Below are 25,892 nucleotides of genomic sequence, written 5' to 3'. Positions count from 1 at the left end.
CTCCGGGCGTTCAGGGCATCTCGACGCGGCCGAGGGCGAGCAGGTCGATCATGGCGGGCCCGCCGTTGCAGGCGGCCATGCCGCCGTCGATCGTCAGGATCGCGCCGGTCACCATGGCGGCGGCGTCGCCGGCCAGGTAGAGGGCGCCGTCGCCGATCTCCTCCGGGCTCGCCCAGCGCCGGGCGGGCACGGCCCGCATCAGGGCTTCGGAGGCGCCCTGGTCGGCGTGGAAGGACGCGGTGAGGTCGGTGGCCACCCAGCCCGGCTGGATGGCGTTCACCCGGACCCCGCTGGCGGCCCACTCGGCGGCGAGCGTGCGGGTGAGGGAGTTCATGGCGGCCTTGACCGCGGCGTAGTGGGACAGCATCGGGCAGCCCCGCTCCCCCGCGACGGAGGAGATGTTGACGACCGAGCCGCTGCCGCGCGCCGTGGCGTGCCTGCCGAACAGCCTCAGGAACCGGTTGACCGCCGTGAGGTCGACGGCGAGCACGTGCGCCCAGTCCTCGTCGGTGAGCTCCAGGAACGGGCCCGCGCTGCCGACGGAGCCCGCGTTGTTGACCAGGATGTCCAGGCCGCCGAAGACGTCGACGGCCTCGGCGACGGCGGAGTCGATCGCGCTGGCAGAGCCGACGTCGCAGGGCAGCGTGAGGGTCTTGGCGCCCCGGGCGCCGGCCTGGGCGGCGACTTCTTCGAGCGCGTCCGCGCTCCGGGCGAGCAGGGCGACGTTCGCGCCCGCCCCGGCGAAGCGGAGCGCGATCGCCCGGCCGATGCCGCGGGAGGCGCCGGTGATCAGTGCTGACTTGCCGGTGAGGTCCATGACGTACTCCAGACGGGGGGTTCGTGCAGTTCGGGCAGTTCGAAGGCTTCGACCAGCTCGGGTGTCCTGGGCATCAGCTCGGCGCACAGCTCGTCGCGCAGGGCCCTGATCCGCCCGATCAGCGGGGGGACCGCGATCGCCTCGTCCAGCAGCAGGCCGGCGCGGCGTTCCGCCCAGTCGAGGGCGAACCACCGGAACACCGGACGCAGGCGCGGCGGGCCGTCCTGGAGGATCTCCAGGATGACCCGGTCGGCCAGTGCGGTCGCCGTCCTGGCGGCGAGGGCGAGATGCGGGTTCCAGTCGCCGAGGGAGCCGGGCGCGGTGACGCGTACGGACAGTTCGTCCACGAGCCGCAGTTCGAGGGCCCGGGCGGCGTCGAGGCAGCCTTCGAGGGAGAGGTCGAACACTCCCTGGCCGGGATCGGGCGGCTCGTAGCGGTCCCGTTCGACCATGGCCCGAGCGACGTCGAAGAGGATGAGCTGGTTGTCGCCCCCGGCGCTCAGGTAGGCGTGCGCGAGCCCCCGGTAGCCGTTGAGCCTGCCGGAGGCGAGGAAGCCGGGGGCCCCGGAGTGCGTGCGGCACAGGCCGGCCGTGTCCTCGGCGAGGTCGGTGACGGCGGCCTTCAGGAGCGGGAGCATGAGGTCCACGGACGCCCACGGCGTCCACGTCGAGGCGGACGCCGAGCCGCCTGCCGACCACGCGGCGCCGGTCTTGACGCGGTTGGCGACGGCGGTCAGCGCGTAACCCCTGGCCAGCGCGGTCAGGACGGCCTCCTGCTGGTTGCGATGGTCGATGAGGGGGCGGCCGGGCGCCAGCCGTCCCTGGGTGGGGCGGTCGACGGAGTGCAGCGTCAGCGAGGCGGCGCCGGCCCGGTAGGCGGCCGCGCCCGCCGCGATGATGCCGCGCCACACGTACGGGGCCGCGCACATCGACAGGGCGGCCCGCGACCCCGCCAGGGGATCGTGGAAGACGCCGTCGGCGGTGATGCGGGCGCCGGCCGCCAGCCAGGACTCGAACGGGAGCCGGAGCCCGTCGAAGCGCACGGCCGCCCAGTCCAGCGACAGCGCGGGGTTGTCGGCGGCGGGCAGGACGTGGACGCCGTCACCGCCGGCCGCACCGTCACTGTCGCCGTCGCCGCCGCCGAGCGGGACCAGGAACAGGAACACGCCCCGCTCCCCGCCGTCGTCGACCAGCCGCGCGTACACGGTGAGGAGCTTGGGGACGCCCGGATGGCCGGCCGTCGTGGGGAACTTCACCGCCGCCGGGTCGGGCGTGGTCAGGACGAAGGAGCGGTCGGCGGCGTCGAAGCGGGCGACCGTCGCGGGCATCAGATGGCTGTTGCTGCGCCCGGCCTCGGTCATGGCCACCGCGCCGAAGCGGTCCATGGCTTCCAGCCGCCGCCGGACCGGCTCGGTGCTCCGGTCGCCGAACCGCAGGATCGGCACCAGCGTCAGCGTGTAGTGCAGCAGCATCACGTGGAAGAGCGCCGGGTCGGCGACGGCGGCCCGCTCCAGCAGCGCGCACAGCTCCGGCGGCCGGGCCAGGAGCCGCCCGGCGGACGGCGCGGCCGTCCCGGCGTGCCGGAACCGCTCGTAGGTGAGCGCGTGGCGATCCGCCGGCGGCATCCCCCGGGGGTAGCCGAAGAAGCCGGCGGGGATCGCCTCCCGCAGCCGCGCGTGCGACTCGTCAGGCAGGCCGCCGCGCACGAACGTGGTCAGGTCCACTGAGACTCCTCGCTCGGGTGCTCGTCAGCGTGCGGTAACCGTGGTGACCGCGTCGTGCAGGACGTTGACGTGCCTGCTCCACAGCTCGGCGAGCCGGTCGCAGCCCTCGACGGCGGTGTCGAACAGCAGCGACGGCATGATCCCGTCCCGGTACTGGCAGAGCACGATCATCAGGGGCTGCGCGGGCAGGAGCGGGGGGATTCCCCAGACGTCCCGGATGGGCAGGTCACCGATCCGGAGCGGGCCCATCCGCACGGTCGTGATGAACATGGCGGTGTAGCGCGGATCGAACAGCCGCGCCAGAAGAGGCCGTACGGCGGCGTAGGGCAGGCGGGGCAGGAGTGCGCGATGCAGCTCGCGGTGGCGTTGCAGGCGTTCCATGCCGGTCTGCTCGACGACCTGGCGAAGCTGCTCCGTGGGCGAGGGCCGGTGACAGGGCAGGTGGATGTGCAGGCCCGTGACCTGGTTGCCGAGGCATCCGCTGCCCCGGCCGGCGCGGAGGCTGAGCGGCAGCGCCACGGGAAGGCCGTGACGGCGGCGCGGGCCGACCGGCGCCGTCCACTCCTCCGGCGCCCAGTCCCGCAGCGCCCCGGCCAGGGCCGCCAGGCACACCTGGTTGCGTGTCGCGCCGGTCACCTTGGCGGTGGCGTTGATCGCGTCCTGATCGAAGCGGAAGGTCAGCAGCTTCCGCCGCCCGGTGAAGGGGCCGCGCAGCGGCTCCCAGACCGGCACCCGCCGCAGGGGGACGGCGAGGTCCGACGGGGCCGGCCAGCGCCGGGGGCGGATGGCCGTGGGGTACTCCTTCGCGTGCGGCACGGGCAGGGAACCGCCGCCGAACAGCGCCTCCACCGTGGCGGTGATCGACATGCCGTCCTGGTAGGCGTGGTCGGCGGCGTAGCACAGCGTGTACTGCTCGTCCTCCCCCGCGCCGCCGTACCCGTGGATGAGCGCCAGCCGCCAGAGCGGCCGGTCGGCCCGGAACGGCTCGGCCATCACCTCCAGCGCGTGGGCCGTCACGTCGGCGCCGGGGGTCAGCCGGCGCTCCACCACGTGGTCGGCGGGCGTGAACCCGTCGCACACGCTCCAGGCGCGCCTCTCGCGGTCGACGCGATAGCTCAGGACGGGGACGCGCCGGGCCTGGGCGGCCACCAGGCTCCGGAGCTCGCCGAGACTGGGCGGCGCACCGGAGAGCCGGACGATCCCGCCGATGTACATGGTCGTCTCGTCGGTGACCAGCCCGCCGAGACCGGAGACGAAGAACCGGTCGACGGGGCCCATCGGCACCTCGCGGCCGTCGCTCCCACGGGAAAATCTGCTCACGTTCGCCGTCCCCTTCTTTTCGGCGCCACTAGGTGCCCGCGCATTCTTCGACGTCGTGGTCACGGCGCATTTCGACATGGCGGTTGACGTAGGCGAGGACGAGGCCCGGGGTGCCCAGTTCCTCGTGGATGTCGCCGGGCGCGGGGATGTCGTGCTCGTCGATGAGGCGCTCGGTCAGCTCGACCAGCGCCAGCGAGTCCACGCCCAGGTCAGCGAAGGTGCGGTCGACCTCGTGCCCCGCTACCAGGACCCCCGGCTCCCGGCCGAGGATGCGGTTGAGGTGGTCCAGCGTGAATGCGGCCATGAGTTCCTTTCGAAAAAGCGGCGCTTGAATTGTTCACCCATGGCGGCAGCTTAGGTCCCGCATTCGCCACCGGCCATTCTGCCGAAAGTCCCGGTGTCTTTGTTCCCGTCGATTTCCATGGCACGGCATGGAGAATGAATTGTCGCCGCCGTTTCATCTCGACGAACACGGAGGAAATGGTTGAGAACCGACGGTCGTCCCGGTGCGTCCCTGGTTCCGCTGTCCGCCTACGCGCGCTGGTGCGTCGGGCACCGGCGGCGCCTGCTGTCCCTCGCCGTGCTGCTCACGGTCATCCTGGGACTGGCTTCGCTGAAGCTCGACAGCCGGCTGTCCAACGGCGGTTACACCGCCCGCGGCACCCAGGCGGCGCGGGCCGAGGCGGTGATGGCGCGGCGCTTCCCCGTCAAGCCGGCGGATCTCGTGCTCCGGGTGACCGCCCGGGAGAGCGTCGACGCCCCGGGCGTCGCGAAGTCCGCCGGCCGGCTCGACCGGTGGCTCGCGGCCCGGCCGGGGGTGTCGGGAGTGCAGTCCTACTGGACGACCCGCGATCCGGCCCTGCGCGCCCGCGACGGCAGGTCGGCGCTGATCCGCGTGGACCTGTCCGGTGACGACGCGCGGGCGGCCAGGACCGCCGAGCGGATCGTCCCCCCGCTGGCCGAGCGGGCGGGCTCGCTCAAGGTGGCGGCGACCGGACCGGCGTGGGCGTCGGTGCAGTTCCTCCGGCTGGCCAAGGACGATCTGCATCGCGCGGAGCTGGTCACCGTCCCGCTGCTCCTGCTGATCCTGCTGGTGGCCTTCCGGTCGGTGCACGCGGCGCTGCTGCCCCTGGCGATCGGCGGCCTCACGATCGTCGGCACGCTGACGGCGCTCGTGCTGGTCAGCGAGTTCACCCCGGTGTCGGTGTTCGCGCCCAACCTCACCACCGCGCTCGGGCTCGGGCTCGCCATCGACTACAGCCTCTTCATCACCACCCGCTACCGGGAGGAGCTGGCGCGTGGGTGCACGGTGCGGCAGGCCGTCGAGCGGGCCATGGCCAGCGCCGGGCACACGGTCCTGTTCTCGGCGCTCACGGTGGCGCTCGCCACCGCCAACCTCCTGGTCCTCCCCCTGGGGGTGCTGCGCTCGCTCGCCCTGACCACGATCATCGTCGTGCTCATGGCGGCGGCCGCGACGATGCTGATCCTGCCGGCCCTGCTCGCCGTGGTCGGCGAGCGCATCAGCGGCGGCGACCCTTTCGCGTGGCTGCGGCGGTCCGCGCACCGCCGCCCGGTGCCGGAGAGCGCGGCCTGGCGGCGCATCGCGGCCCTCTCGACCCGGCGGCCGGTGCTCGTCGGGGGCTCGTGCGCGCTGGTCCTGCTGCTGATGGCGGCCCCGTTCCTGTGGGTGCGCTTCGGGATCGCCGACGAACGCGTGCTGCCCGCGGACACGGAGTCCCACCGGACGGCGCACGGCATCCACCAGGACTTCGACCAGCCCTTCGACCGTGATCTCCACATCGTCCTGCCGTACCTGGACAGCTCACGGCCCGCCGGGTGCCGGAGGCTGGCGAAGTACGCGCACCGGCTCGCCGCCCTGCCGGATGTGACCGTCGTACGGACCACCACGGGCGTCTACCGGGGCGCCGCCGCGCAGGAGACCCCCTGCCCGCCGGAGGACCCGCCGGCGAAGGCGGCCGAGAAGACGGAGGACACGAAAGGGAAAGCGTTCGCCCAGGGCTTCCACGGCAGCGCCGCGACCCTGATCAGCGTGTCCGGCCCGCACGACGCCCAGTCGGCGGGCGCCCGCGAGCTGCTCGACCGGGTCCGTGACGTACGCCCTCCGGGAACGCGGCTCGTCACCGGACCGACCCCGCAGGCCGTCGACACGCTCGGCGCACTGAGGAACCGGCTGCCGCTGGCGGGCGGCCTCATCGCGATCACCGTCCTGACGCTGCTCTTCCTGTTCACCGGCGGCGTCCTGGTGTCGGTCAAGGCGGTCGCCGTCGGCGCGCTGAGCCTGACGGCCAGTTGCGGAGCCCTGGTCGCGATCTTCCAGGACGGCCACCTGCGCGGGCTGCTGGGCGACTTCACCCTGACGCACCACGTGGAGGTCGTCTCCATCCTGCTCACCGTCACCGTGGCGTTCGGGCTGTCGGTGGACTACGAGGTCTTCCTGCTGTCGCGCATCCGGGAGCATCATCGCGCCACTGGCGACCACACGGCCGCCGTCGTCAGGGGCATCGCGGGGACCGGGCGGCTGGTGAGCGTCGCGGCCCTCGCGGTCGCGGTGTCGACGGGCTTCCTGGCGTTCTCCACCAACACGGTCCTGAAGATCATCGGTGTCGGCCTGGCGCTCAGCGTGCTGGTCGACGCGACCCTGGTCCGCGGCCTGCTCGTGCCCGCCTTCATGCGGCTCACCGGGACGGCCAACTGGTGGGCCCCCGCACCGCTCGCCCGGCTGCACGAGCGGTTCGGCATCTCCGAAGCCGAGCCCCCGCCGGGACCGCCGGCGCGGCGGCCGCGCGGCATCCGGCGGCTCCTGGGCGTGCTGCTGCCCGGAACACCACGGAGTCGTTGACTCTCCGTTACCATCGCATTGCCTTGTGTAGCCCTCGATCTTCAGGACATCCCATGCCCATCCACAACCGCGGCCTCACGGTGACGGCCTCCCTCTGCCTGGTCGCCGTGACGGCCGTCGCCGCCGCTCCCGCCGCCTCCGCCGGGGCGGCGGTCCCGGACCCGCGCGGCGTCTTCCCGGTCCACCTGGCCTACTCCCTGCTCGACCCGGACCGGTCGCCTCCCGGGGCGAACGACTGGTCGTGCGAGCCCTCCCGCCGCCATCCCGAGCCGGTCGTGCTCGTCCACGGCACCTACGGCAACGCCTACAACTCCTGGCGCTACATGGCTCCCGACCTCAAGCGTGAGGGCCACTGCGTCTTCGCGATCAACTACGGCGCCCCGCCCGGCAGCCCGCTCAAGGCCACGGGCGACATCCGGCGCTCCGGGCGCGAGCTGGCCCGGTTCGTCGACCGGGTGCTCGCGGCCACCGGCGCCCGCCGGGTCGCGCTCGTGGGCCACTCCCAGGGCGGCATGATGCCCCGCTGGTACCTGCGCCACGAAGGCGGCGCCGACGCCCGCAGGCCCTGGCGCAACAAGGTGTCCAAGCTCGTGTCGCTGGCCGCCACCCACCACGGCACCACGGTCGACGGAGTCATGAGCATGCTCGACGTCCTCGGCGTCAGGCGGCAGGCGGGCGCCGTGATCAGCAAGGCGGCGGTGCAGCAGGCCACCGGGTCGGAGTTCATGGTCGAGCTCAACAGGGGCGGCGACACGATGCCCGGGATTCGCTACACGGTGCTGGCCACGCGCTACGACGAGATCGCCACGCCGTTCACCTCGACGTTCCTGTCGGCCGGGCCGGGGGCCGAGGTGCGCAACATCGTGCTGCAGGACGGATGCGCGATCGACCTGACCGAGCACCTCGCCATAATCTACGACCCGAGGGCGCTGCACTACGTGAAGAACGCGCTGTCCCCCGGGCGCGAGCGCACGCCCGCCGGGCGGAAGGCGGTCTGCCTGCCGGTCGTGCCTGTCGCCGGGGCGCCGATCACCTCCTGACCCCGCCCGGCCGAGGGCACGGGCGAGGGGGCCCGGATCCGTGCGCCCGCGCCCCCCTCGCCGGATCACGTGCGGCCGCTAACCCGAGTCGCGCAGCCGCGACTCCTCCGCGATCACCCATCCCTCCCTGAGGGCGAAGAGCGCGGCCTCGGTACGGCTGCGCACGTCGAGCTTGCGGAAGATGGCGTGCACGTAGTTCTTGACCGTCTTCTCGGCGATGTCGAGGGCGCCGCCGATCTGCCTGTTCGACATGCCCCTCCCGATGAGCGAGAGCACCCGGATCTCCTGGCTGGTGAGCCCGTGCCGTTCCGCTCCTGTCACCGTGGCCGGCGCCGGGCTCCCGTGCTGGCGCGCCTCACAGGGCCCGAGCACGGGCCCCTCGTGCAACATCTGCTCGCGCGTCCGTTCCAGGATCCGCAAGGCCTCCCGCTGGCGGGTCAGACCGTGGCGCACGAACTCGATCGCTTCCTCGATGTCCTTGAGTGCCGATGACCGGGACCAGGAGACACTTGGCGCCCCGTTGAAAGGACTCACCTTCCCGAAGCCGCTCAGCACGCGTCTGCTGGCGCTCTGGTTCTCTGTCATGTGGCTGCTTTCTCGTATTGCCCGTCGAGGGGACGACGGGCCGTGACGGGCCGATGTCCCACCTCAGGCGATCTGCGGGCGGGCGCGATCACGGGATCGGCGCGCGGCGGGCCACGGCGGCACGGGTGGGGCCCGGCCATCGGCCCGGGCCCCACCTCGGCGGGCTGCGCGGCGGGCTGCGCGGGGTGCTGGGCGCCGCCCCGCACGGCCACGGCCCGCCGGCGCCTCCTGCCGCGCGGCCGGCATCTCACCGCCGGGAGGCCGCCCGAGCGCGTCCCGTACGCGCCTCCCCGGCGGGCGCGGCCGTGGTGCCGGGCGGTTCGGCGGGCCGGTTCCGTCGGCGGCCGGGAACGCTCCCGGGCCCCGGCCGGGAGCCCCCTCTGCCGGAAGGCCGCCGCGGATCCGGGCCGGTCGCAGGAGGCCGCCCGGGGAGTGCGCACGACCGGCGCCGTACCTGGGAGGGGAGGAGGCGGGGGAAGCGTTCGCGGCGCCGGGTGTGCGGCGGCCGGTTGGCCGGGGTGCTTGCGGGCACGGGCCCCGGTCCGGGCGGGAGGGTCGTCGGCGGCTTCTGAGTTGACGATGCGAAGGTGTCTTCGTCTCATGCAGCTCCAATCCGGGTGGGATGCATGCGCCCGTAAGCCCCGCCCCGCCGGGAAAACCACCCCCTGCATTTAACATCGCGGTTCTCATGCAGACCAGTGAGCTCATGGGCATCGGGCGGGATTCGTGTCTCGGTTGATATCACAAACGCACCCAACCGCTCATTTCCCAGCGGCCGTCGAATTCGTACTGACACCGGCAGTTAGGGTCAGTAAAGGGGACTTAACCTCCCGGCGCATTGCGGCGGGGTCAGGGCAGCCGTACCACCTGGGCGCCATAGGCGACGCCGGCGCCGAAGCCGAGCAGGAGCGCGAAGGCGCCGGCGGGCACGGCCCCCTCCTCCTTCAGCCGTGAGATGGCCAGCGGGATGGAGGCCGCCGAGGTGTTGCCCTGGTCCTCGACGTCCCTGGCCACGACGACGTGCCCCGGCAGGGGGATCCGTTCGGCGATCGCCTCGATCATGCGCAGGTTGGCCTGATGGGGGATGAACGCCGCGAGGTCCTCCAGGGCGAGCCCCGCGGCGTCCACGGCCCGCAGCGCCACCGCGGGCATCTCGCTGATCGCCCACCGGAACAGCTCGGGACCCCGCATCCGGAAGTACGGCCGGCGGCACCCGGGGGTGTCGCGGAAGTGCGCCCAGGGGAAGTCCTGGCCCGCCACGCCGGCCAGCGAACCGTCGCTCCCGCACGACATCGGCCCGATGCCCGGTTCGCCGTACGCGCCGACAAGCGCGGCCCCGGCCCCGTCGGAGAAGATGACGGCCGTGGTGCGGTCGCCGGGGTCGACGAGGTCGGACATCCGCTCGCTGGCCACGACCAGCACGTGCCGGGCTGAACCCGCGGCGATCAGCGCGCGGGCGACGTCGAGCGCGTAGTTGAAGCCGGCGCAGGCGGCGGAGACGTCGAACGCCCCGACACGCCTGGCGCCCAGCTCGCGGGCGATCTGCACGGCGGCGGAGGGGCTCTGCCCGGTGTAGCTCATCGTGGCCGCCACGACGCAGTCGACGGCGTCGATCGTCTTCCCGGCCGAGGCCAGCGCCTTCCCCGCCGCGGCCGCCCCCATGGTCACGACCGTCTCGGCGGGCGACGCGGCGCACCTGCGGCGGATCCCGGTCCGCTTGACGATCCAGGAGTCGGAGGTGTCGAGGGATTCGCTCAGTTCGGCGTTGGCGATCCCCCTGCCCGGCCGGTACGCGCCCACCGCGAGAATGCGCGCCGGAATGGCCAGCCGGGGAACCGGCCCTATTCGTGATCCAGGGGTTCCGCCTTTCGGGACTGTTTCGGCCGTCACGACTACCTCCTGCGGATGGATAACACGTCGTTCCTGATGATTCTGGGACGCTTCCGGGGGCCTGACAAGTGCATAAAGTCCCTGCGTCCGGGCGTGCCGGGCGAGCGTTCACGAGCGCCGGGACTTTGGCCTCCAGCACATTTCCGGCATTTCTTCGGCTAAACCGAGCCCTTATTCTCTTGTCCGCCCGATCGGCGCGTGAAAAATTGTCGATGTCGGCGGAGGAGGCCGGGGACCGCCACTCGAATAATCACCCCGGCGGCCGGCGGGAAATCATAAAGCGATTCATGAGAGGCGCTGATGACGCTCCTTTCCAGCAGACGACGCGCACCGAGGGCGGACGTCGCCATCACCGGGATCGGGCTGCTCACCCCGGCGGGACTCGGCACGGAAGCCACCTGGAAAGGGCTGTGCGCGGGCCTGCCCACCGCCTCCGCCCATCCGGCGCTGGCCGGGCTGGAGGTGGACTTCGCCTGCGCGCTCCCCGGCTTCGACGCGGCGGCGGCGCTCGGCGGGCCACTGTCGCGCCGGATGGACCGATTCGCCCAGCTGGCGATGGCCTCGGCCGTCGAGGCCGTCAGGGACTCCGGTCTCGATCCGGCTTCCTGGGAGGGCAGCCGCGTGGGAGTCATTGTCGGCACCAGCATCGGGGGCATGCCCAGCTGGGAGGAGGCGCAGCGGCGGCTGCTGGAGGGCGGGCCGCGCAGGGTCCCTCCGCTGGCCATGACGCGGGTGCTGCCCAACATGGCGGCCGGCGAGATCGCCATCGCGCTGGGCGCCGGCGGGCCGTGCTTCGCGGTCGGGGCGGCGTGCGCGTCCGGCGCCATGGCCCTCCACCTGGCCAGGGAGCTCCTCCGGTCGGACGCCGCCGACATCATGATCGCCGGTGGCGCGACCGCCGACATCAGCCCGCTCGTGATCTCCAGCTTCGACCGGCTCGGCGCGCTGTCACGCCGCCGCGACGATCCGGCCGCCGCCTCCCGGCCGTTCGACCTCGGCCGTGACGGGTTCGTCATGGCGGAGGGCGCGGGCATGCTGGTGCTCGAACGCCTCCGCGACACCCGCGCCCGCGCCCGCCGGCCGTACGCGCTGCTGGCGGGGTGCGCGGCTACGGACGACGCCCGTCATCCGACGGCCCCCGACCCCGCCGGGGCCGGCGCCGAGCGGGCGCTGCGGCTGGCGCTGAGCGACGCGGGGGCGGTGCCCGCGGACGTCGGCCACGTGAACGCCCACGGCACCGGAACGGTGCTCAACGACGCCGCCGAGAGCAGGGTCATCAGCAGGGTCCTGCCCCACGGGGTGCCGGTCACCTCGCTCAAGGGCACGATGGGCCACCTGATCGCGGGCGCGGGCGCCGTGGAGGCCGCCTGTGCCGCGCTGTCCCTGCGCGAGGGGCTGATCCCGCCCACCGCCAACCACGACGTCCGGGACCCCGGGATCGACGTCGACGTCGTGGCCGGAGCGCCGCGTCCGGTGGGGACCGGGATCGCGCTGAGCAACTCCTTCGGCTTCGGAGGGCACAACGTGGTGCTCGCGCTGGCCCTCCCGTGACCCCTTCCGCCGCCTGGCCGAGGAGGCCGCCCATGAGCTGACCGCCACACAGGACCCGCAGGAACGACGCAGGCAGGAGGACCCATGAAACGCAGGACGGCTGTACGGCGCACCGCGACGGTCGGTGCGGCCGTCGCGGCCCTCATCATGCTCGCACCGGCGGCCGCGCGGGCCGACCCGTACGGAGACGGGCGGCAATGGCGCTTCATCAGCCAGTTCCCCACCGGATGGCTGTGCGGCCAGAGCGGCCAGGCGCTGGTGTTCTTCTCCGACGCCACCGACTACAGCTGCGTGCGCGACCGCGAAGGCCACGCGCTCTTCGTCCGATGACACTCCCCAGCGAAAGGAACCTCATGTTCACTCGTACCGCTGCCAAGCTGCTCACCCTCGCCGTCACGCTCGCCGGCGCCGCGACCGTGGCCCTCGCGGCCGCCCCCGCGGCCGGCGCCCAGGCCGCGCACCGCGCGGACTGGGGTTCGGAGTGGGACCACTGCGACCTGTGGTCCCGCTACGGCGGCCTGTACTGCCACACGGGCCACGGCTACCGCCAGGGCAACCAGGGCGGGCTGCTCGGCGGACTGCTCGGCCTGTGAACCGATGAGGAGCCGGGTCCAGCGCGCCCTGGCCCTGCTCCTCCCGCGCCCTTCCCGCGGCGCGCGGGCCGCCGCCCTCGTCAGGCGACATATCGCCGCAAGACGCCACTGTCACGATCCGCGACCTCATCCATCGCTATCGTCACCCTCGGTAGCATCCACGAGCCTCGGGAGGCCTCGGACATGGCGCAGCGTGTGGTCTTCGAAAGCGGCGGCACCGGACGGCGCCGGCGTGCCCTCCTCGTGACGGCGGCACTCCTGCTCCCGTTCTTCCACACGCCCGCCGCCACGGCCACCGCGGACCACAGCAGGCTTCCCGGCCTGCCCACCACCGCCCAGGCGCGCGAGCGCCTCGACGGGCTCACCGTCGCCCCGCGCGGTTCACTGGCCGGCTACAGCCACCGCAGGTTCCTGCCGGAGTGGGCGAACCAGCAGGGCGCCTGCGACACCCGCGAGACGGTGCTGCGGCGCGACGGGCACGGCGTCAGCGCCGACGCCGACTGCCGGCCCGTCGCCGGCCTCTGGCGGAGCCCGTACGAGGGCCGGATCCTGACCAGCTCCGGCCAGATCGACGTGGATCACGTGGTGCCCCTGGCCAACGCCTGGCGATCGGGTGCCAGCCGCTGGAGCGACGCCCGGCGCCGGGCCTTCGCCAACGACCTCACCCGCCCCGAGCTGATCGTCGTCAGCGAATCGGTGAACCTCGACAAGGGCGGCCGCACCCCGGCCACCTGGCGTCCGCCGATCACCTCGTACTGGTGCACGTACGCCCGCGCCTGGGTCGGCGTGAAGCACCACTACCGGCTGCGCGTCACCGAGCCGGAGAAGTCCGCCCTCGCGGACATGCTCGCCACCTGCCCCACCTGAGTTAATTAGGATACCTGCCCCAAAGCCGAGGCCCAGAGCTCTCGGGGGACGTCACAGCTTGATTTCAGGGCTTGACCGTGCCTTTTCCGCCACTTACGGTCCCTAGCAAGTTAGGACTCTTTACTAATCCTCCGGCGGACGACGTAACCCCCCACCAGCTCATAGGAGACCTCCGTGCGCTTCGTCCCTCTCGCGGCGGCCGCGTTGCTGGCCCTGCCGCTGACCGCGTGCACCGCGGGCAAGGAGGCGCCGCCGTCGCTCGGCGCCCAGCCCCCGCCCACCGCGAGCGGCACCGGCCCGGCCGCCGCCGCGCTGCCCCCCGCCACGCTGGAGCTGTGGCACGGCTTCTCCACCGACGTCGAGACGAAGGCGTTCGAGGAGGCGGTCGCGGGCTTCACGAAGAAGTTCCCGCAGATCAAGGTCACCACGAAGAAGGGCATCCAGGACGACCAGATCACCCAGGCGATCCGCGGCGGCAAGGCGCCCGACGTGGCGGCCTCGTTCACCACGGACAACGTCGCCCAGTGGTGCAGGTCCGGCGCGTTCCAGGATCTGACCCCGGTCATCGAGCAGGACGGCATCGACCTGACCGTGCTGCCGGCCGCCTCCCGGGCCTACACGGAGTTCGAGGGCAAGCGGTGCACGATGCCGCTGCTGGCCGACGCGTACGGGCTGTACTACAACAAGGCGCTGATGAAGGGCGAGCAGCCGCCGAAGACGCTGAGCGAGCTGACCGCGCTGACCAAGAAGCTCACGGTCCGCGACGCCGACGGGAACATCGAGGTCGCCGGGTTCGTCCCGAGCTTCCAGTACTACGAGAACTCCCCCAGCCACCTCGGCCCCATGGTCGGCGCGAAGTGGTACCACGACGACGGCACCTCGGCGATCGGCTCCGACCCGGCGTGGAAGCAACTCCTGCGCTGGCAGAAGGAGCTGGTCGACTGGTACGGCTACGACAAGCTGGAGAAGTTCCGCAAGGGCCTGGGCGACGAATGGGGCGCCGAGCACCCGTTCTTCAAGGGCAAGATCGCCATGGTGCTCGACGGCGAGTGGCGCAACGCCATGATCGCGGGCGACCCGGTGGCCAAGGACCTGGACTACGGCACCGCCCCGCTGCCCGTCGCCGACGACAAGCCCGGCCTGTACGGCAGCGGCTTCACCGCCGGGACCGTGATCGGCGTGCCGAGAGGCGCCGAGCACCCGCGGCACGCCTGGGAGCTGGTCAAACACCTCACCACCGACACCGACTCGCTGGTGACGCTGTCGAACGCGCTGCGCAACGTGCCCACCACCGAGGCCGCGATGGACCACCCGGACCTGGCCAGGGACGAGAACTTCGCCACGTTCCTCGCCATCTTCGCCCATCCCAAGACCTCGACGCTGCCGCCGAACGTCAACAGCGTCTTCAACCAGGACGCCTTCTCCACCTTCCTCATCCAGTGGGAGAAGGGCGCGGTCAAGGACCTCGACGCCGGGCTGGCCGGGGTGGACGAGCGGATCGACGACAAGCTGAAGCTCACCGGGGGCTGATGATGGTCTCCACCCGTGTCGCGCCACCGCCTCACCGGTGGCGCGGCGAGGGCCCGCGCGCCCTGCTGTGGCTGTCGCCGTGGATCGCCGGCGTGGCGGTCCTCTTCGTCTACCCGCTGGTGTCCACGGTGTACTTCTCCTTCCACCGCTACGACCTGTTCACGCTGGAGTTCATCGGCCTGGACAACTACCGCTACGCCTTCTCCGACGCCCGCGTGCTGCAGTCGGCCCTGAACACCCTCTGGCTCGTGGTGTTCATGGTCCCGGCCCAGGTGCTGTTCGCGCTCGGCGTGGCGCAGCTGCTGACCAAGCTGAAGAGCGGCGGCGGCCTCCTGCGGACGATCTTCTACCTGCCGTCGCTGGTGCCGATGGTGGCCGGCACGGTCGCCTTCGTCTACCTGCTCAACCCGGCGACCGGCCCGGTCGACCAGCTCCTGGCGTGGCTGGGGATCACGGGCCCCGACTGGTTCGGCAGCGCCGCTTGGGCCAAGCCCAGCCTCACGCTGCTCGCCCTGTGGGGAGCGGGCAACACCATCATGATCTTCCTGGCGGCCCTGCTGGACGTGCCCAGGCACCTGTACGAGGCCGCCGCGATCGACGGCGCGGGCGCCTGGCGGCAGTTCCGCAGCGTCACGCTGCCCGTCATCTCCCCGGTGCTGATGTTCTCCGCGGTCACGGGGGTGATCTACGCCGTGCAGTACTTCACCCAGGCGATGATCGCCTCCCGGGTGGCCTCCGGCGCGACCGACTCGGCGGGCACCACGTTCACCCCCGGCTATCCGGACGGCTCGCTGCTCACGCTGCCGCAGCACCTGTTCCACACCGGGTTCCGCGACTGGTCGATGGGGCTGGCCTGCGTGCACGCGCTGCTGCTGTTCGTGGTGGCGATGCTGTTCACGCTGGTCCTGCTGCGCCAGTTCAGCCGGGCGGAGGCGGCGACGTGAGGCGCAGGCGCGGCCTGATGTGGATCGCGCAGCACGCCCTGGCCATCGCGCTCGCGCTGATGTTCCTCGGCCCGGTCGTGTTCGTCGCGCTGACCGCGCTCATGACCGACGAGCAGGCGCTCACCAGCCGGCTGTGGCCCGAGCGGTGGAACTGGACCAACTTCGGCGACGTCTTCGCCCGCTCCGAGCTGCTCACCTGGACGGTCAACACCTTCGTGTACGCGTCCCTGGCGACGCTGTTCATGCTGGTGTCGTCGATCCCGGCGGCGTACGCGCTGGCCCGGTTCCGCTTCCGGGGGCGCAAGGTGGCGTTCCTCGTGGTGATCAGCGCGATGATGCTGCCGCCGCAGGTCGTCGCGGTGCCGATCTACCTGGTGTGGGCGCGGCTGGACCTGACGGACTCACTGTGGCCGCTGATCCTGCCGATGCTGTTCGGCGACGCCTTCTCGATCTTCCTGCTGCGCCAGTTCCTCATCACGATCCCGCGCGACTACACCGACGCGGCCAGGGTGGACGGCTGCTCCGACGTGCGGATCCTGTTCACCGTGATCCTGCCGATGGCCCGGCCGGCGATCGCGGCGGTGGCGCTGTTCTCGTTCTTCTACTGCTGGAACGACTACTACGGGCCGCTGCTGTACGCCGGGGTCGACCAGGAGGGCTGGACGCTGTCGCTGGGGCTGGCCACCTTCAAGGCCTTCCACAGCGTGCAGTGGAACCTCACCATGGCCGCCACCCTGCTCGTGACGGCACCGGTGATCATCGTTTTCCTCTTCGCCCAGCGGGTCTTCATCGAGGGCGTGACATTGACGGGAGTAAAGGGTTGAAACTCGCCGTGGTCGGGGGCGGCTCGACGTACACGCCGGAGCTCGTCGACGGGTTCGCCCGGTTACGGGAGGACCTGCCGCTGACCGAGCTCGTCCTGGTGGATCCGGCCGCGGAGCGGCTGGAGCCGGTCGCGGGCATGGCCCGCCGGATGCTGCGCGCGGCCGGGCACCCGGCCACCGTGACCGCGACCGGCGACGTGCGCGAGGGCGTCGCCGGGGCGGCGGTGGTCCTGCTGCAACTGCGGGTGGGTGGGCAGGCGGCGCGTGAGGTGGACGAGACGCTGCCGCTGCGCTGCGGCTGCGTCGGCCAGGAGACGACGGGCGCGGGCGGCTTGGCCAAGGCGCTGCGCACGGTCCCGGTGGTGCTGGAGCTGGCCGAGGTGATCGCCGAGGCCGCACCGGAGGCGTGGATCGTCGACTTCACCAACCCGGTCGGCATCGTCACCCGGGCGCTGCTGGACGCCGGGCACCGGGCGATCGGGCTGTGCAACGTGGCGATCGGCTTCCAGCGCCGCTTCGCGGCCGTGCTCGGCGTCGAGCCGTCGCGGGTGTCGCTCGGGCACGCCGGGCTCAACCACCTCACGTGGGTGCGCTCGGTGCACGTGGACGGGACGGACGTGCTGCCGGACCTGATCCGCGAGCACGGGCAGAAGATCGCCGCCGACGTCGGGCTGCCGTCCGCGCTGCTCTCCCGGCTCGGCGCGGTGCCGTCGTACTACCTGCGCTACTTCTACGCCCACGACCTGGTGGTGGCCGAGCAGCGCACCGAGCCGTCACGGGCGGCCCGGGTCGCGGCGATGGAGAAGGAGCTGCTGGAGATGTACGCCGACCCGGCGGTGACGGCCAAGCCGGAACTGCTGGAGCAGCGGGGAGGCGCGTTCTACTCGGAGGCGGCGGTCGCCCTGATCGCCTCGCTGCTCGGCGACCGCGGCGACACCCAGGTCGTCAACGTGCGCAACGGCGGCACGCTGCCGTTCCTGCCGGACGACGCGGTCGTCGAGGTCCCGGCCAGGATCACCGCCTCGGGGGCCGTGCCGCAGCCGGTGCCGCCCCTGGAGCCGCTGTACGCCGGGCTCGTCGCGCACGTGTCGGCGTACGAGACGCTCGCGCTGCGCGCGGCCCTGGAAGGCGGTGCCGACCGGGTGCGGGACGCACTGCTCGCCCACCCGCTCGTCGGCCAGGAGCACCTGGCGCGGGAGCTGACCGGCCTGCTGCTCGACGCCAACCGGCGGCACCTGCCCTGGGCGGAAGCGCAGTGATCACCGGGAGCGGGCTGAGGACGGTCCTGGCGGTCGACGGCGGCAACAGCAAGACCGACCTCGCGCTCGTCGCCGAGGACGGCGCGGTGCTCGCCACCGGCCGGACCGGGCCGTTCGTGCCGCAGAGCGCCGGCGTGGGCGCCGCCGCCGACGTGGTGGAGCGGGAGGCCAAGGCGCTTCGTGACGGCATGGCCGCGCCGTACGCCGACATGATGGCGGCCTTCCTGGCGGGGGCCGACTTCCCCGCCGAGGAGGAGGCGCTGCGCGCCGAGTTCCTGGCGCGCGGCTGCGCGGGCGAGGTGTCGGTGGCCAACGACACGTTCGCGGTGCTGCGCGCGGGCGCCTCGCGGCGGTGGGGCGTCGTCGTGGTGTGCGGGGCGGGCATCAACGCCGCCGGCGTCTCCCCCACCGGCGAGACGGCGCGCTTCCCGGCGCTCGGCAGGCGCAGCGGCGACTGGGGCGGCGGCGAGGACCTGGCCGACCGGGTCCTGTGGCACGCCGCCCGGATGGAGGACGGGCGCGGCCCGGCCACGGCGCTGGCCGAGCTGGTCGTCACGCACTTCGGCACCGCGAGCGTCACGGAGGTGGTGCTCGCCCTGCACTTCGGCGAGCTGGACCCGGCCCGGCTGCACGAGCTGGTGCCGGGGCTGTTCGCCGTGGCGGGCGGCGGCGACGCCGTGGCCAGGGGTGTGGTCGCGCGGCAGGCCGAGGAGGTCGCGGTGATGGCCACGGTGTGCCTGCGCCGGCTCGGCCTGCTCGGCACGCCGGCCGAGGTGGTGCTCGGCGGGAGCGTGCTGACGGCCGGGGACCCGTACCTGCATGGCATGATCGAGTCCGCGATCGGCGCGAGCGCGCCGGACGCGCGTGTCGTGGTCAGCACCCTCCCCCCTGTCGCGGGCGCCGCCCTGGCCGGACTTGACCTGCTCGGCGCGGCCGAGACCGCGCGGACCCGAGTTCGCGATCACTTCAGGAGGAGCGGATGAGAAAGCTGATCCCCGCCACGCTCGCGCTGGCGCTGCTGGCGGCCTTGAACGCGCCGGCCCAGGCCGCCGCGCCCGCGCACGTCCGGGTCGACCAGGTCGGCTACTGGCCGGGCGAGAGCAAGCACGCCTACCTGATGACGAGCGGCCGGGCCGGTCGCTTCACGGTGGTCGACCACCGCGGGCGGGTGGTGCTCACCGGGCGCGCGGGCCGCGACCGGGGCGCCTGGAACAGCCGCTACCCGCACGTCCACGACCTCGACCTGACCCGGCTGCGCGCTCCCGGCCGCTACCGGGTCAAGGCCGGCGGGGCGACGTCGGCCGAGTTCGAGATCGCGCCGAAGCGGGACACGGCGGCCCAGGTGCTGCGCTTCTTCGGCCTGCAGCGCGACGGCGCCGGCGCGCCGCGCACCCCGAGCCACCTCAACGACCGGGCCGCCTCGGTCTACGACTGGCCCGCGTTCACCGGTCCCGAGACCGACCAGATCAAGGGCGGGCTGACGAAGATCGGCGGCCCGGTCGACGTCGAGGGCGGCTGGTTCGACGCGGGCGACTACCTCAAGTTCACGCACATCCTGGCGTACGTGGACACGCTGCTGTGGGCCGCCCAGCGGGACGGCAAGCCACAAGGCACCGCATTGCACAACGAAGCAGCTCATGGCCTGAAATATCTGGACAAGATGTGGGATGAGGAGTCCAAGACCCTCTACATCCAGGTCGGCATCGGCGCCGGGAACGCCGAGGGCACGTTCGTCGGCGACCACGACATCTGGCGCCTGCCCGAGGCCGACGACGGCGACAAGGCCGCGGGCCACCAGTTCATCCGCCACCGCCCGGTCTTCCGCGCCGCCGCCCCCGGCGCGCCGATCAGCCCCAACCTGGCCGGGCGCACGGCCGCCGCCTTCGCCCTGGCCGCCCAGCTCGAACCGTCCCTCGAGCGCGCCGCCGAGCTGCTCGACCAGGCCGCCTCCGTCTACGCCATGGCCAGGACCACCGGCGTGGACCGGCTGGTGACCTCCCTGCCGCACGCCTTCTATCCCGAGAGCGTCTGGCGCGACGACATGCAGCTCGGCGGCGCCGAGCTGGCCCTGGCCGCGCAGCGCCTGGGCGATCCGCGCGCCGGGCGGTGGCTGGCCGAGTCGGCCCGCTGGGCGCGCGGTTACCTGGACGAGGAGCAGGGCGACACGCTCAACCTGTACGACGTGAGCGCGCTGGCCCACGCCGACCTCGTCAAGGCCATGCGGGCGTCCGGGACCGGCGGGCTCGCCGTCACCGAGGCCGACCTGATCGCCGGGCTCAAGGCGCAGCTCGACCTCGGCGCGCGCCGGGCCGCCGCCGACCCGTTCCGCGCCGGGGCCCGGTACGACGCGTTCGACTCCGTGCCGCACGCGTTCGGCCTGGCCGCCACCGCCCGCCTGTACCGGTCGGTGACGGGCCGGCGCGCCTACGACGCCTTCGGCACCCAGCAGCGCAACTGGGCGCTCGGCGCGAACCCGTGGGGCGTGTCCTTCGTCGCCGGGGCGGGTAAGCGCTCGATCGCCTGCCCGCACCACCAGATCGCCAACATCACCGGCAGACCCGCCACGGGCGCCGTCGTCAACGGGCCCAACGACGCGAAACTGTTCGAGGACGGCCTCGGGGAGCACTTCGAGGAGATGCCGCCCTGCCCGGCGGACGGCGAGGACCGCTACGCGCGCTTCACCGGCCACGGCAGCCGCTTCGCCGACGACGTGCGCTCCTGGCAGGCTTCCGAGCCGGCCGACGATTTCGCGGCGATCGCCCTGTACGCTCTCACGTTGACGTCAACGTGACGCCGACGCGGGAGGTGACGTGAAGCCCCCTGTCCACGGGACGCCGAGACTGATGCGCGCGATCAACGACCGCGCCGCGCTGCGCATCCTGCTGGAGAAGGGCCCGCTGACCCGGCCCGAGCTGAGCGAGCTGACCGGCCTGTCCAAGCCGACGGCCTTCCAGCTCCTGGCCCGGCTGCAGGAGGCGGGCCTGGTGGTCAACGACGGCGTCCGGGCGGGCCAGCCCGGGCGCACGGCCGAGATCTACCGGGTCAACGCCGCCGCCGCGTACGTGGCCGCGCTGGACGTCACGCCCGAGCGGATCGACGTACAGGTGGCCGACATCACCGGCGCGGTCGTCGGCGGGGCCCGCTCCCCCGCCCCCTCCCCGGCGGGCGGCGGGCTGGCCGGGCAGTTGCGGGCGGCGGTCGAGGCGGCGCGGCCGCCCGGCCCGCTGCGCCGCGTCGTCATCGGCGTGCAGGGCGCCGTCGACCCCACGACGGGCAGGCTCGACCACGCCACCGCCGAGGACATGCCCGGCTGGCAGATCCCCGACCTGGTGGCCACGCTCGGCGACGGGCTCGGCGTCACCGTCGACGTGGAGAACGACGTCAACCTCGTCGCCCTCGCCGAGCAGGCGCACGGCGCGGCGGCCGGCTGCCCGGACTTCGTGCTGCTGTGGGCCGGCGAGGGACTCGGCGCCGCGCTGGTGATCGGCGGGCGGCTGCACCGCGGCTTCTTCGGCGGCGCCGGCGAGGTGGGCTACATGCCCATCCCCGGCGCGGCGACGGCCCGCGACGGCGGCAGGTTCGGTCACCACGGCTACCAGGCGCTGGCCGGCGGGCCGGCCGTGCAGGACCTGCTGCGCTCCTACGGCGTCCACGGCGCCGGCTTCCAGGAGTCGATGGCCACCGCGGTGCGACTGGCGCAGGGCTCCGGGAGGGCCGCCGAGGAGGCGGCCGCCGGTCTGCGCACGGTGGCCGCCAGGGTGGCGCTCGGCCTGGCGACCATCGCCTCGGTCGTCGACCCGGGGCTCGTCGTGCTGGCCGGGTCCCTGGTGTCCGCCGGTGGCGAACGGCTGCGCGACCTCGTCGAGCGCGAGTTGCGGGCGCTCGACGTGGCGCGGCTGCGGGTGCTCCTGTCGGCCGTCGACGGCAATCCGGTGCTGGTCGGCGCGATGGATCTGGCCCTCGCGCGGGTCAGGGACGAGGTGTTCGGCCACGCCACCCGCGATCCGGCGGGCCGCTGACCCGCCGGAGGGGAAGCCCGGATGAAAACCGGGTGACATTTCGTGGCACATCCCGGAATGCTGGGCACGGTCGATGAGTTTTGTCAGTGGCGCCGGTCAGTCTGTACATGTCCGCACGTTCTTGTGTGACCGGAGGCCGGGACACCGGCCCTGACCGACTTCCGCCCCACCACCCCGATCGAGGTACCGTGTCCAGCCAACTGCTCGATTCACCCGCCATGCCCGCGGCCGCCTCCAAGGGCCGCACGCCGCCCGTGATCCGGCTGCTGGTGCTGGCCACCTTCGTGGTCATCCTCAACGAGACGATCATGATCAACGCGATCCCCCGGCTGATGAGCGCGCTGCACATCACCGAGCAGACCGCACAGTGGCTCTCGACCGCCTTCATGCTGACCATGGCCGCGGTCATCCCGATCACCGGGTGGTTCCTGCAGCGGGTGTCCACCCGCAGTGCCTACGCCACCGCGATGGGGCTGTTCCTGTTCGGCACCGCGCTGGCCATCGTCGCGCCGACGTTCGAGGTGCTGCTGGGCGCCCGCATCGTGCAGGCGACCGGGACGGCCGTGATGATGCCGCTGCTGATGACCACGCTGATGAGGGTGGTCCCCGAGGAGGACCGGGGCCGGGTGATGGGCAATGTCACCCTGGCCATGTCGGTCGCGCCCGCGATGGGCCCGGCGGTCTCGGGAGTGATCCTCCAGTTCGGGTCGTGGCGCCTGCTGTTCGCGGTGGTGCTCCCCATCGCCGCCCTGATCACCTGGGGTGGCCTGAAGCGGCTGCAGAACATCGGCGAGCCCCAGTCCAGCAGCATCGACTGGTTCAGCGCGGTGACCGCCGCGGCCGGCTTCGGCGGCCTCGTCTACGGGCTCAGCCGGTTCGAGGGCGGCGACGTCCGCGTGGCCGCCGCGATCGTGGCGGCCGGGCTGGTCACCATCGCCGTCTTCGTCTTCCGCCAGCTGTCGTTGCAGAAGCGCGGCGTGCCGCTGCTCGACCTGCGCACCCTGCGCCACCGGACCTACACGGTCGCGCTGATCATGATGTCGGTGGCCTTCATGGCGATGCTCGGCTCGATGATCCTGCTGCCGCTCTACCTGCAGAGCGTGCGCGGGCTCAACGCGCTGGAGACCGGGCTGCTGGTGATGCCGGGCGGGCTCGCGATGGGGCTGCTCGGGCCGGTCGTGGGCCGCCTGTTCGACAGGTTCGGCGGCCGGAAGCTGGTCGTCCCCGGCGCGATCGGGATCATGCTCGCGCTCGCCGGCTTCACCCAGGTCTCGATGACCATGCCCTATTGGCAGATCCTCGGGCTGCACGCGCTGCTGATGGTGAGCCTGGCCGCGACCTTCACCCCGGTGTTCACCCTCGGCCTCGGCGCCGTCCCGCCGCCGCTCTACTCCCACGGCAGCTCGATCCTGAGCACGCTGCAGCAGGTCGCCGCCGCGTTCGGCACCGCGCTCGTGGTCACCGTGATGAGCGCGCGCGCCGACGCCCTGGAGGCCACGGGTGTCGCCCCGGCGCTCGCCCAGCTCGACGGGATGCGGCTGGCCTTCGTGATCGGCGCGGTGCTGTCCGTGGCCGTGGTCGCCACCGCCCTGCTCCTGCCCGCCCGTGCCGCCAACACCGGCGAGCACCCCGTCGCCGCCCACTGAGCGACAACCGGCCCCCGCCCGGCCGCACGGAGGCCGGCCGGGCGGGGTCAGGGCCACCAGCCCTCTACGACCTCGACGCCCTCGCTCCGGAGGGCGGCGTGCCACACCGGGTCACGCAGCAGCCGCGCCTCCCACGTACGCACGATGCCGTCCGGCCCGGTGACGGCGTCCTCGCGGGACGGGTGCAGGAATAGCTCGCTGGTGCCCTCGGGGAGGGCCGCGAGCCGGCGAAGGTAGTCGTCCCGGAGCCGCTCGTAGCCGCCCAGCTCGGCGGCCGTGCGCCGGTTGGTCGCGATGGTCTGCGGGATCGGCACCCCCAGCTCGTCGGCGAGGGCGACGGCACGCTGGTGAGCCGCCGCGAGCGGCGGCGGCAGCGGCCCGCCGACGTACGGTCCCGGGTCGCGGGGCAGCCGGAAGGCCAGGCTGTGGCGCGCGCACCAGTGCAGCGCCTCGGCGAGCCACGATCTGCCGTGCAGGCCGTAGAGGGTGCCGGCGTGGGAGTCGGCCGCCACGGGCGCGGCGCCCCGGTCGCGCATCCAGGCCAGTTGCGCGTCCGCCTCCCGGATGACCTCGTCGGCCTCACCGCGCGCCCCGAGGGCCAGCGGGTCGTCGCTGAGCGTCCCGTCCGGATCGACGAGGCTCGCGGCGCCGTTCAGGGGCCGCCAGCGCGGCAGCCCGCGCTCGCTGGTGAGCGTCACGTGCACGCGCGGCAAGACGCCGAGCTCGTGGACCCGCCGCGCGGCCCGCTCGGCCTCCGGCGAGACGCAGATGAGCGTCGTCGCGCTGACCTGCCCCTCGGCGAGCAGGGCGGCGATGACGTCCGTCGTCCCGGGCTCGCGACCGAGATCGTCGGCCGTGATCACGACGCGCCGGCTCACCGCGGACGCTCCACAGCCGACTCGTCCACCGGCCCGGGAGACGGCGGGTCGGCCGGGTCCGTCGGGTCGGCTGCTTCGGGTGGTGTCTCGATGGGCACGGTGACGAATCGGGCCGCGACCGCGCCGATGGCCGTCAGCGCGAACGGGTACACGCACAGGTACACCCGGAAGGCCAGCCCCGGGTCCGCGCCGGGGTCGTCGCCGGAGTTGTAGCCGAAGAAGACGCCCAGCGAGGTGAGCGCGAGCCCGGTCACGATCCCGTTGAGCCGGCCGAAGAAGCCGAACGCGGACAGGAAGAGCCCTTCGCGGTGCTCCCCGTTGCGCGCCGCGTCGGCGTCCAGCACCCGCGCGACGATGAGGTCGTTGGTCGCGAGCATCCCCGACCACCCGGCCCCGACGAGCACCCCGGCGGCGATCGCGGTGACGAGGTCGGTGGCGAGGAACAGGGCGGCGAAGCTGACCGCGAGGACGGCGAAGGCCAGCCGCCAGGCCCACAGGGCGCCGCGCCGGGCGACGACGCGCGTCCACACCACGAGGCCGGCCGCCGAGACGAGGATGACGATGCCCTGCAGGTAGAGCGCGTTGCCGACCGGGAGGCCGAGCGAGTAGCGCACGTACAGCTGGATGCCCGAGAGCACGAGCGCCATGGCGATCCCGTAGCAGGCGCCGGTGAGCCCGACCGTCCAGAACGCCGGGTTGCGCACGATCGACCACACGCTCGGCAGCAGCCGGGGCCGCTCGCGCGTGGAGTAGCGAGGGCTCTCACGCGCGCCCAGCGCCATGAACACGATCACGACGACCGCGATCGCGCCGTAGATGATCGCGGTGATCTGGAAGCCCCGGGTGGAGTCCTCGGTGCCGAACACGCCCGTCGTGAGCAACGGGGTGACCGCGAGCGAGATCACCAGCGCGACGAGCTGGAAGCCCTGGCGCAGGCCGTTGGCGACGGCGCGGTCGCGCTCGCGCGGGTAGAGCTCGGGGAGCAGCGCGCCGTAGTTGGCGTTGAGCATCGAGTCGAAAGCCTCACACAGGATCGCGAACACCGCGAACCACAGCACGAGGCCGATGCCCTCCAGCGAGGCCGGCGCGGAGAAGAACGCGATCATGCAGGCCGCGAGCATCGGCGCGCCGACGAGCAGCCACGGCCGGCGCCGGCCGAACCGGGTCCGGGTGCGGTCGGACAGGTGGCCGAGCACCGGGTTGTCGATCGCGTCGATGACCGCGTAGATCACCATGACCGCGCCGTAGGCGCGTACGTCGAGCCCGAGGATGTCGACGTAGAAGAGGATCATCGATCCCTTGATCATGTTGATCGGGATGGACGTGCCGAACATTCCGATGGCGTAGCGCCACGCGGGAGTCCGGGCCCGGGCGGGCGCCGTGCCGGGCTGGGCCACGCGATCACCTTCCTTGCCGCGCCGGACGGCGACCGCCGGTCCGGTCCCGGTGATGCTTGCCTGTGATCCCGGGCACGTCAAGACCATGTCCGGCAACAGAAGGGACACCGTTCACGTCGCTTGACTCGATTAAGCGGCCTGACTTAAA

The 25,892-nt window shown here is 72.8% G+C and carries 22 protein-coding genes; 14 read left to right on the top strand and 8 right to left on the bottom strand.

Annotated features, from left to right (window positions below):
* Window positions 1-10: 10 nt before the first annotated feature.
* From ADY59_RS10770 to ADY59_RS10755, 4 genes are read right to left on the bottom strand one after another with little or no spacing between them, the layout of a single operon-like run.
* Window positions 11-817: an SDR family NAD(P)-dependent oxidoreductase gene (locus ADY59_RS10770; protein ID WP_063780623.1), complete on the bottom strand. Its 807-nt coding sequence runs from the start codon at window positions 815-817 to the stop codon at window positions 11-13.
* Window positions 790-2,541: an acyl-CoA dehydrogenase family protein gene (locus ADY59_RS10765; RefSeq protein ID WP_053174624.1), complete on the bottom strand. Its 1,752-nt coding sequence runs from the start codon at window positions 2,539-2,541 to the stop codon at window positions 790-792. The genes ADY59_RS10770 and ADY59_RS10765 overlap by 28 nt, the downstream gene beginning before the upstream one ends.
* 24 nt (window positions 2,542-2,565) lie before the next feature.
* Entirely contained in the window at window positions 2,566-3,861 is a 1,296-nt protein-coding gene (locus tag ADY59_RS10760) for a wax ester/triacylglycerol synthase domain-containing protein (protein ID WP_197093541.1), read from the bottom strand.
* A gap of 28 nt (window positions 3,862-3,889) precedes the next feature.
* A complete protein-coding gene (locus ADY59_RS10755; protein WP_049560857.1) occupies window positions 3,890-4,165 on the bottom strand; it encodes a phosphopantetheine-binding protein in 276 nt (91 codons plus the stop codon).
* Window positions 4,166-4,345: 180 nt separating this feature from the next.
* Between ADY59_RS10755 and ADY59_RS10750 the strand changes: the two genes are divergently transcribed.
* Both ADY59_RS10750 and ADY59_RS10745 read left to right on the top strand, forming a co-directional pair.
* Window positions 4,346-6,721 carry an MMPL family transporter gene (locus tag ADY59_RS10750; RefSeq protein ID WP_049560854.1) on the top strand — a complete coding sequence of 792 codons (2,376 nt, stop codon included), beginning with the start codon at window positions 4,346-4,348 and terminating at the stop codon, window positions 6,719-6,721.
* A 53-nt stretch (window positions 6,722-6,774) separates the two neighbouring features.
* On the top strand, window positions 6,775-7,761 hold the full coding sequence (locus tag ADY59_RS10745) for an esterase/lipase family protein (protein WP_049560851.1): 987 nt from the start codon (window positions 6,775-6,777) through the stop codon (window positions 7,759-7,761).
* Between the two features lie 78 nt (window positions 7,762-7,839).
* On the opposite strand, the gene ADY59_RS53950 is transcribed toward ADY59_RS10745, so the two are convergent.
* Entirely contained in the window at window positions 7,840-8,346 is a 507-nt protein-coding gene (locus ADY59_RS53950; RefSeq protein ID WP_082310013.1) for a response regulator transcription factor, read from the bottom strand.
* 849 nt (window positions 8,347-9,195) lie between these two features.
* Entirely contained in the window at window positions 9,196-10,236 is a 1,041-nt protein-coding gene (locus tag ADY59_RS10735) for a beta-ketoacyl-ACP synthase 3 (RefSeq protein WP_442937696.1), read from the bottom strand.
* 300 nt (window positions 10,237-10,536) lie between these two features.
* On the opposite strand from ADY59_RS10735, the gene ADY59_RS10730 reads away from it, so the two are divergent.
* The 12 genes from ADY59_RS10730 (at window position 10,537) to ADY59_RS10675 (ending at window position 23,469) form a co-directional block, all read left to right on the top strand.
* A complete protein-coding gene (locus ADY59_RS10730; RefSeq protein ID WP_197093540.1) occupies window positions 10,537-11,787 on the top strand; it encodes a beta-ketoacyl-[acyl-carrier-protein] synthase family protein in 1,251 nt (416 codons plus the stop codon).
* 84 nt (window positions 11,788-11,871) lie between these two features.
* A complete protein-coding gene (locus tag ADY59_RS10725) occupies window positions 11,872-12,117 on the top strand; it encodes a hypothetical protein (RefSeq protein WP_049560846.1) in 246 nt (81 codons plus the stop codon).
* Window positions 12,118-12,140: 23 nt separating this feature from the next.
* Window positions 12,141-12,380: a hypothetical protein gene (locus ADY59_RS10720; RefSeq protein ID WP_049560845.1), complete on the top strand. Its 240-nt coding sequence runs from the start codon at window positions 12,141-12,143 to the stop codon at window positions 12,378-12,380.
* A 183-nt stretch (window positions 12,381-12,563) separates the two neighbouring features.
* Window positions 12,564-13,247, top strand: coding sequence for an HNH endonuclease family protein (locus ADY59_RS10715; protein WP_063780622.1), 684 nt, complete (start codon window positions 12,564-12,566; stop codon window positions 13,245-13,247).
* A gap of 174 nt (window positions 13,248-13,421) precedes the next feature.
* The gene (locus tag ADY59_RS10710; protein ID WP_049560843.1) at window positions 13,422-14,777 is read left to right on the top strand and encodes an extracellular solute-binding protein; all 1,356 of its coding nucleotides are present in this window, start codon (window positions 13,422-13,424) and stop codon (window positions 14,775-14,777) included.
* Window positions 14,777-15,721 carry a carbohydrate ABC transporter permease gene (locus ADY59_RS10705; protein ID WP_231618651.1) on the top strand — a complete coding sequence of 315 codons (945 nt, stop codon included), beginning with the start codon at window positions 14,777-14,779 and terminating at the stop codon, window positions 15,719-15,721. The genes ADY59_RS10710 and ADY59_RS10705 overlap by 1 nt, the downstream gene beginning before the upstream one ends.
* On the top strand, window positions 15,718-16,545 hold the full coding sequence (locus ADY59_RS10700) for a carbohydrate ABC transporter permease (RefSeq protein ID WP_231618650.1): 828 nt from the start codon (window positions 15,718-15,720) through the stop codon (window positions 16,543-16,545). Before ADY59_RS10705 ends, ADY59_RS10700 begins: the two co-directional genes overlap by 4 nt.
* Window positions 16,542-17,804: a 6-phospho-beta-glucosidase gene (locus ADY59_RS10695; protein WP_049560841.1), complete on the top strand. Its 1,263-nt coding sequence runs from the start codon at window positions 16,542-16,544 to the stop codon at window positions 17,802-17,804. The genes ADY59_RS10700 and ADY59_RS10695 overlap by 4 nt, the downstream gene beginning before the upstream one ends.
* Window positions 17,801-18,787, top strand: coding sequence for an N-acetylglucosamine kinase (locus ADY59_RS10690; protein ID WP_231618649.1), 987 nt, complete (start codon window positions 17,801-17,803; stop codon window positions 18,785-18,787). The genes ADY59_RS10695 and ADY59_RS10690 overlap by 4 nt, the downstream gene beginning before the upstream one ends.
* Window positions 18,784-20,595, top strand: a complete 1,812-nt coding sequence (locus ADY59_RS10685; RefSeq protein WP_049560838.1) for a glycoside hydrolase family 9 protein — start codon at window positions 18,784-18,786, stop codon at window positions 20,593-20,595. Before ADY59_RS10690 ends, ADY59_RS10685 begins: the two co-directional genes overlap by 4 nt.
* Window positions 20,596-20,614: 19 nt before the next feature.
* Window positions 20,615-21,823 carry an ROK family transcriptional regulator gene (locus tag ADY59_RS10680; protein ID WP_197093539.1) on the top strand — a complete coding sequence of 403 codons (1,209 nt, stop codon included), beginning with the start codon at window positions 20,615-20,617 and terminating at the stop codon, window positions 21,821-21,823.
* A 188-nt stretch (window positions 21,824-22,011) separates the two neighbouring features.
* On the top strand, window positions 22,012-23,469 hold the full coding sequence (locus ADY59_RS10675; RefSeq protein WP_049560833.1) for an MDR family MFS transporter: 1,458 nt from the start codon (window positions 22,012-22,014) through the stop codon (window positions 23,467-23,469).
* Window positions 23,470-23,516: 47 nt separating this feature from the next.
* On the opposite strand, the gene ADY59_RS10670 is transcribed toward ADY59_RS10675, so the two are convergent.
* Both ADY59_RS10670 and ADY59_RS10665 read right to left on the bottom strand, forming a co-directional pair.
* On the bottom strand, window positions 23,517-24,347 hold the full coding sequence (locus tag ADY59_RS10670) for a carbohydrate deacetylase (RefSeq protein ID WP_049560831.1): 831 nt from the start codon (window positions 24,345-24,347) through the stop codon (window positions 23,517-23,519).
* A complete protein-coding gene (locus ADY59_RS10665) occupies window positions 24,344-25,744 on the bottom strand; it encodes an MFS transporter (protein WP_049560829.1) in 1,401 nt (466 codons plus the stop codon). The genes ADY59_RS10670 and ADY59_RS10665 overlap by 4 nt, the downstream gene beginning before the upstream one ends.
* Window positions 25,745-25,892 lie beyond the last annotated feature (148 nt).

The sequence above is a fragment of the Nonomuraea sp. SBT364 genome (assembly GCF_001083785.1).
GTDB lineage: Bacteria > Actinomycetota > Actinomycetes > Streptosporangiales > Streptosporangiaceae > Nonomuraea.
Note: the sequence above shows the minus strand (reverse complement) of the source record. Positions and strands in the feature narration are given on the sequence as shown.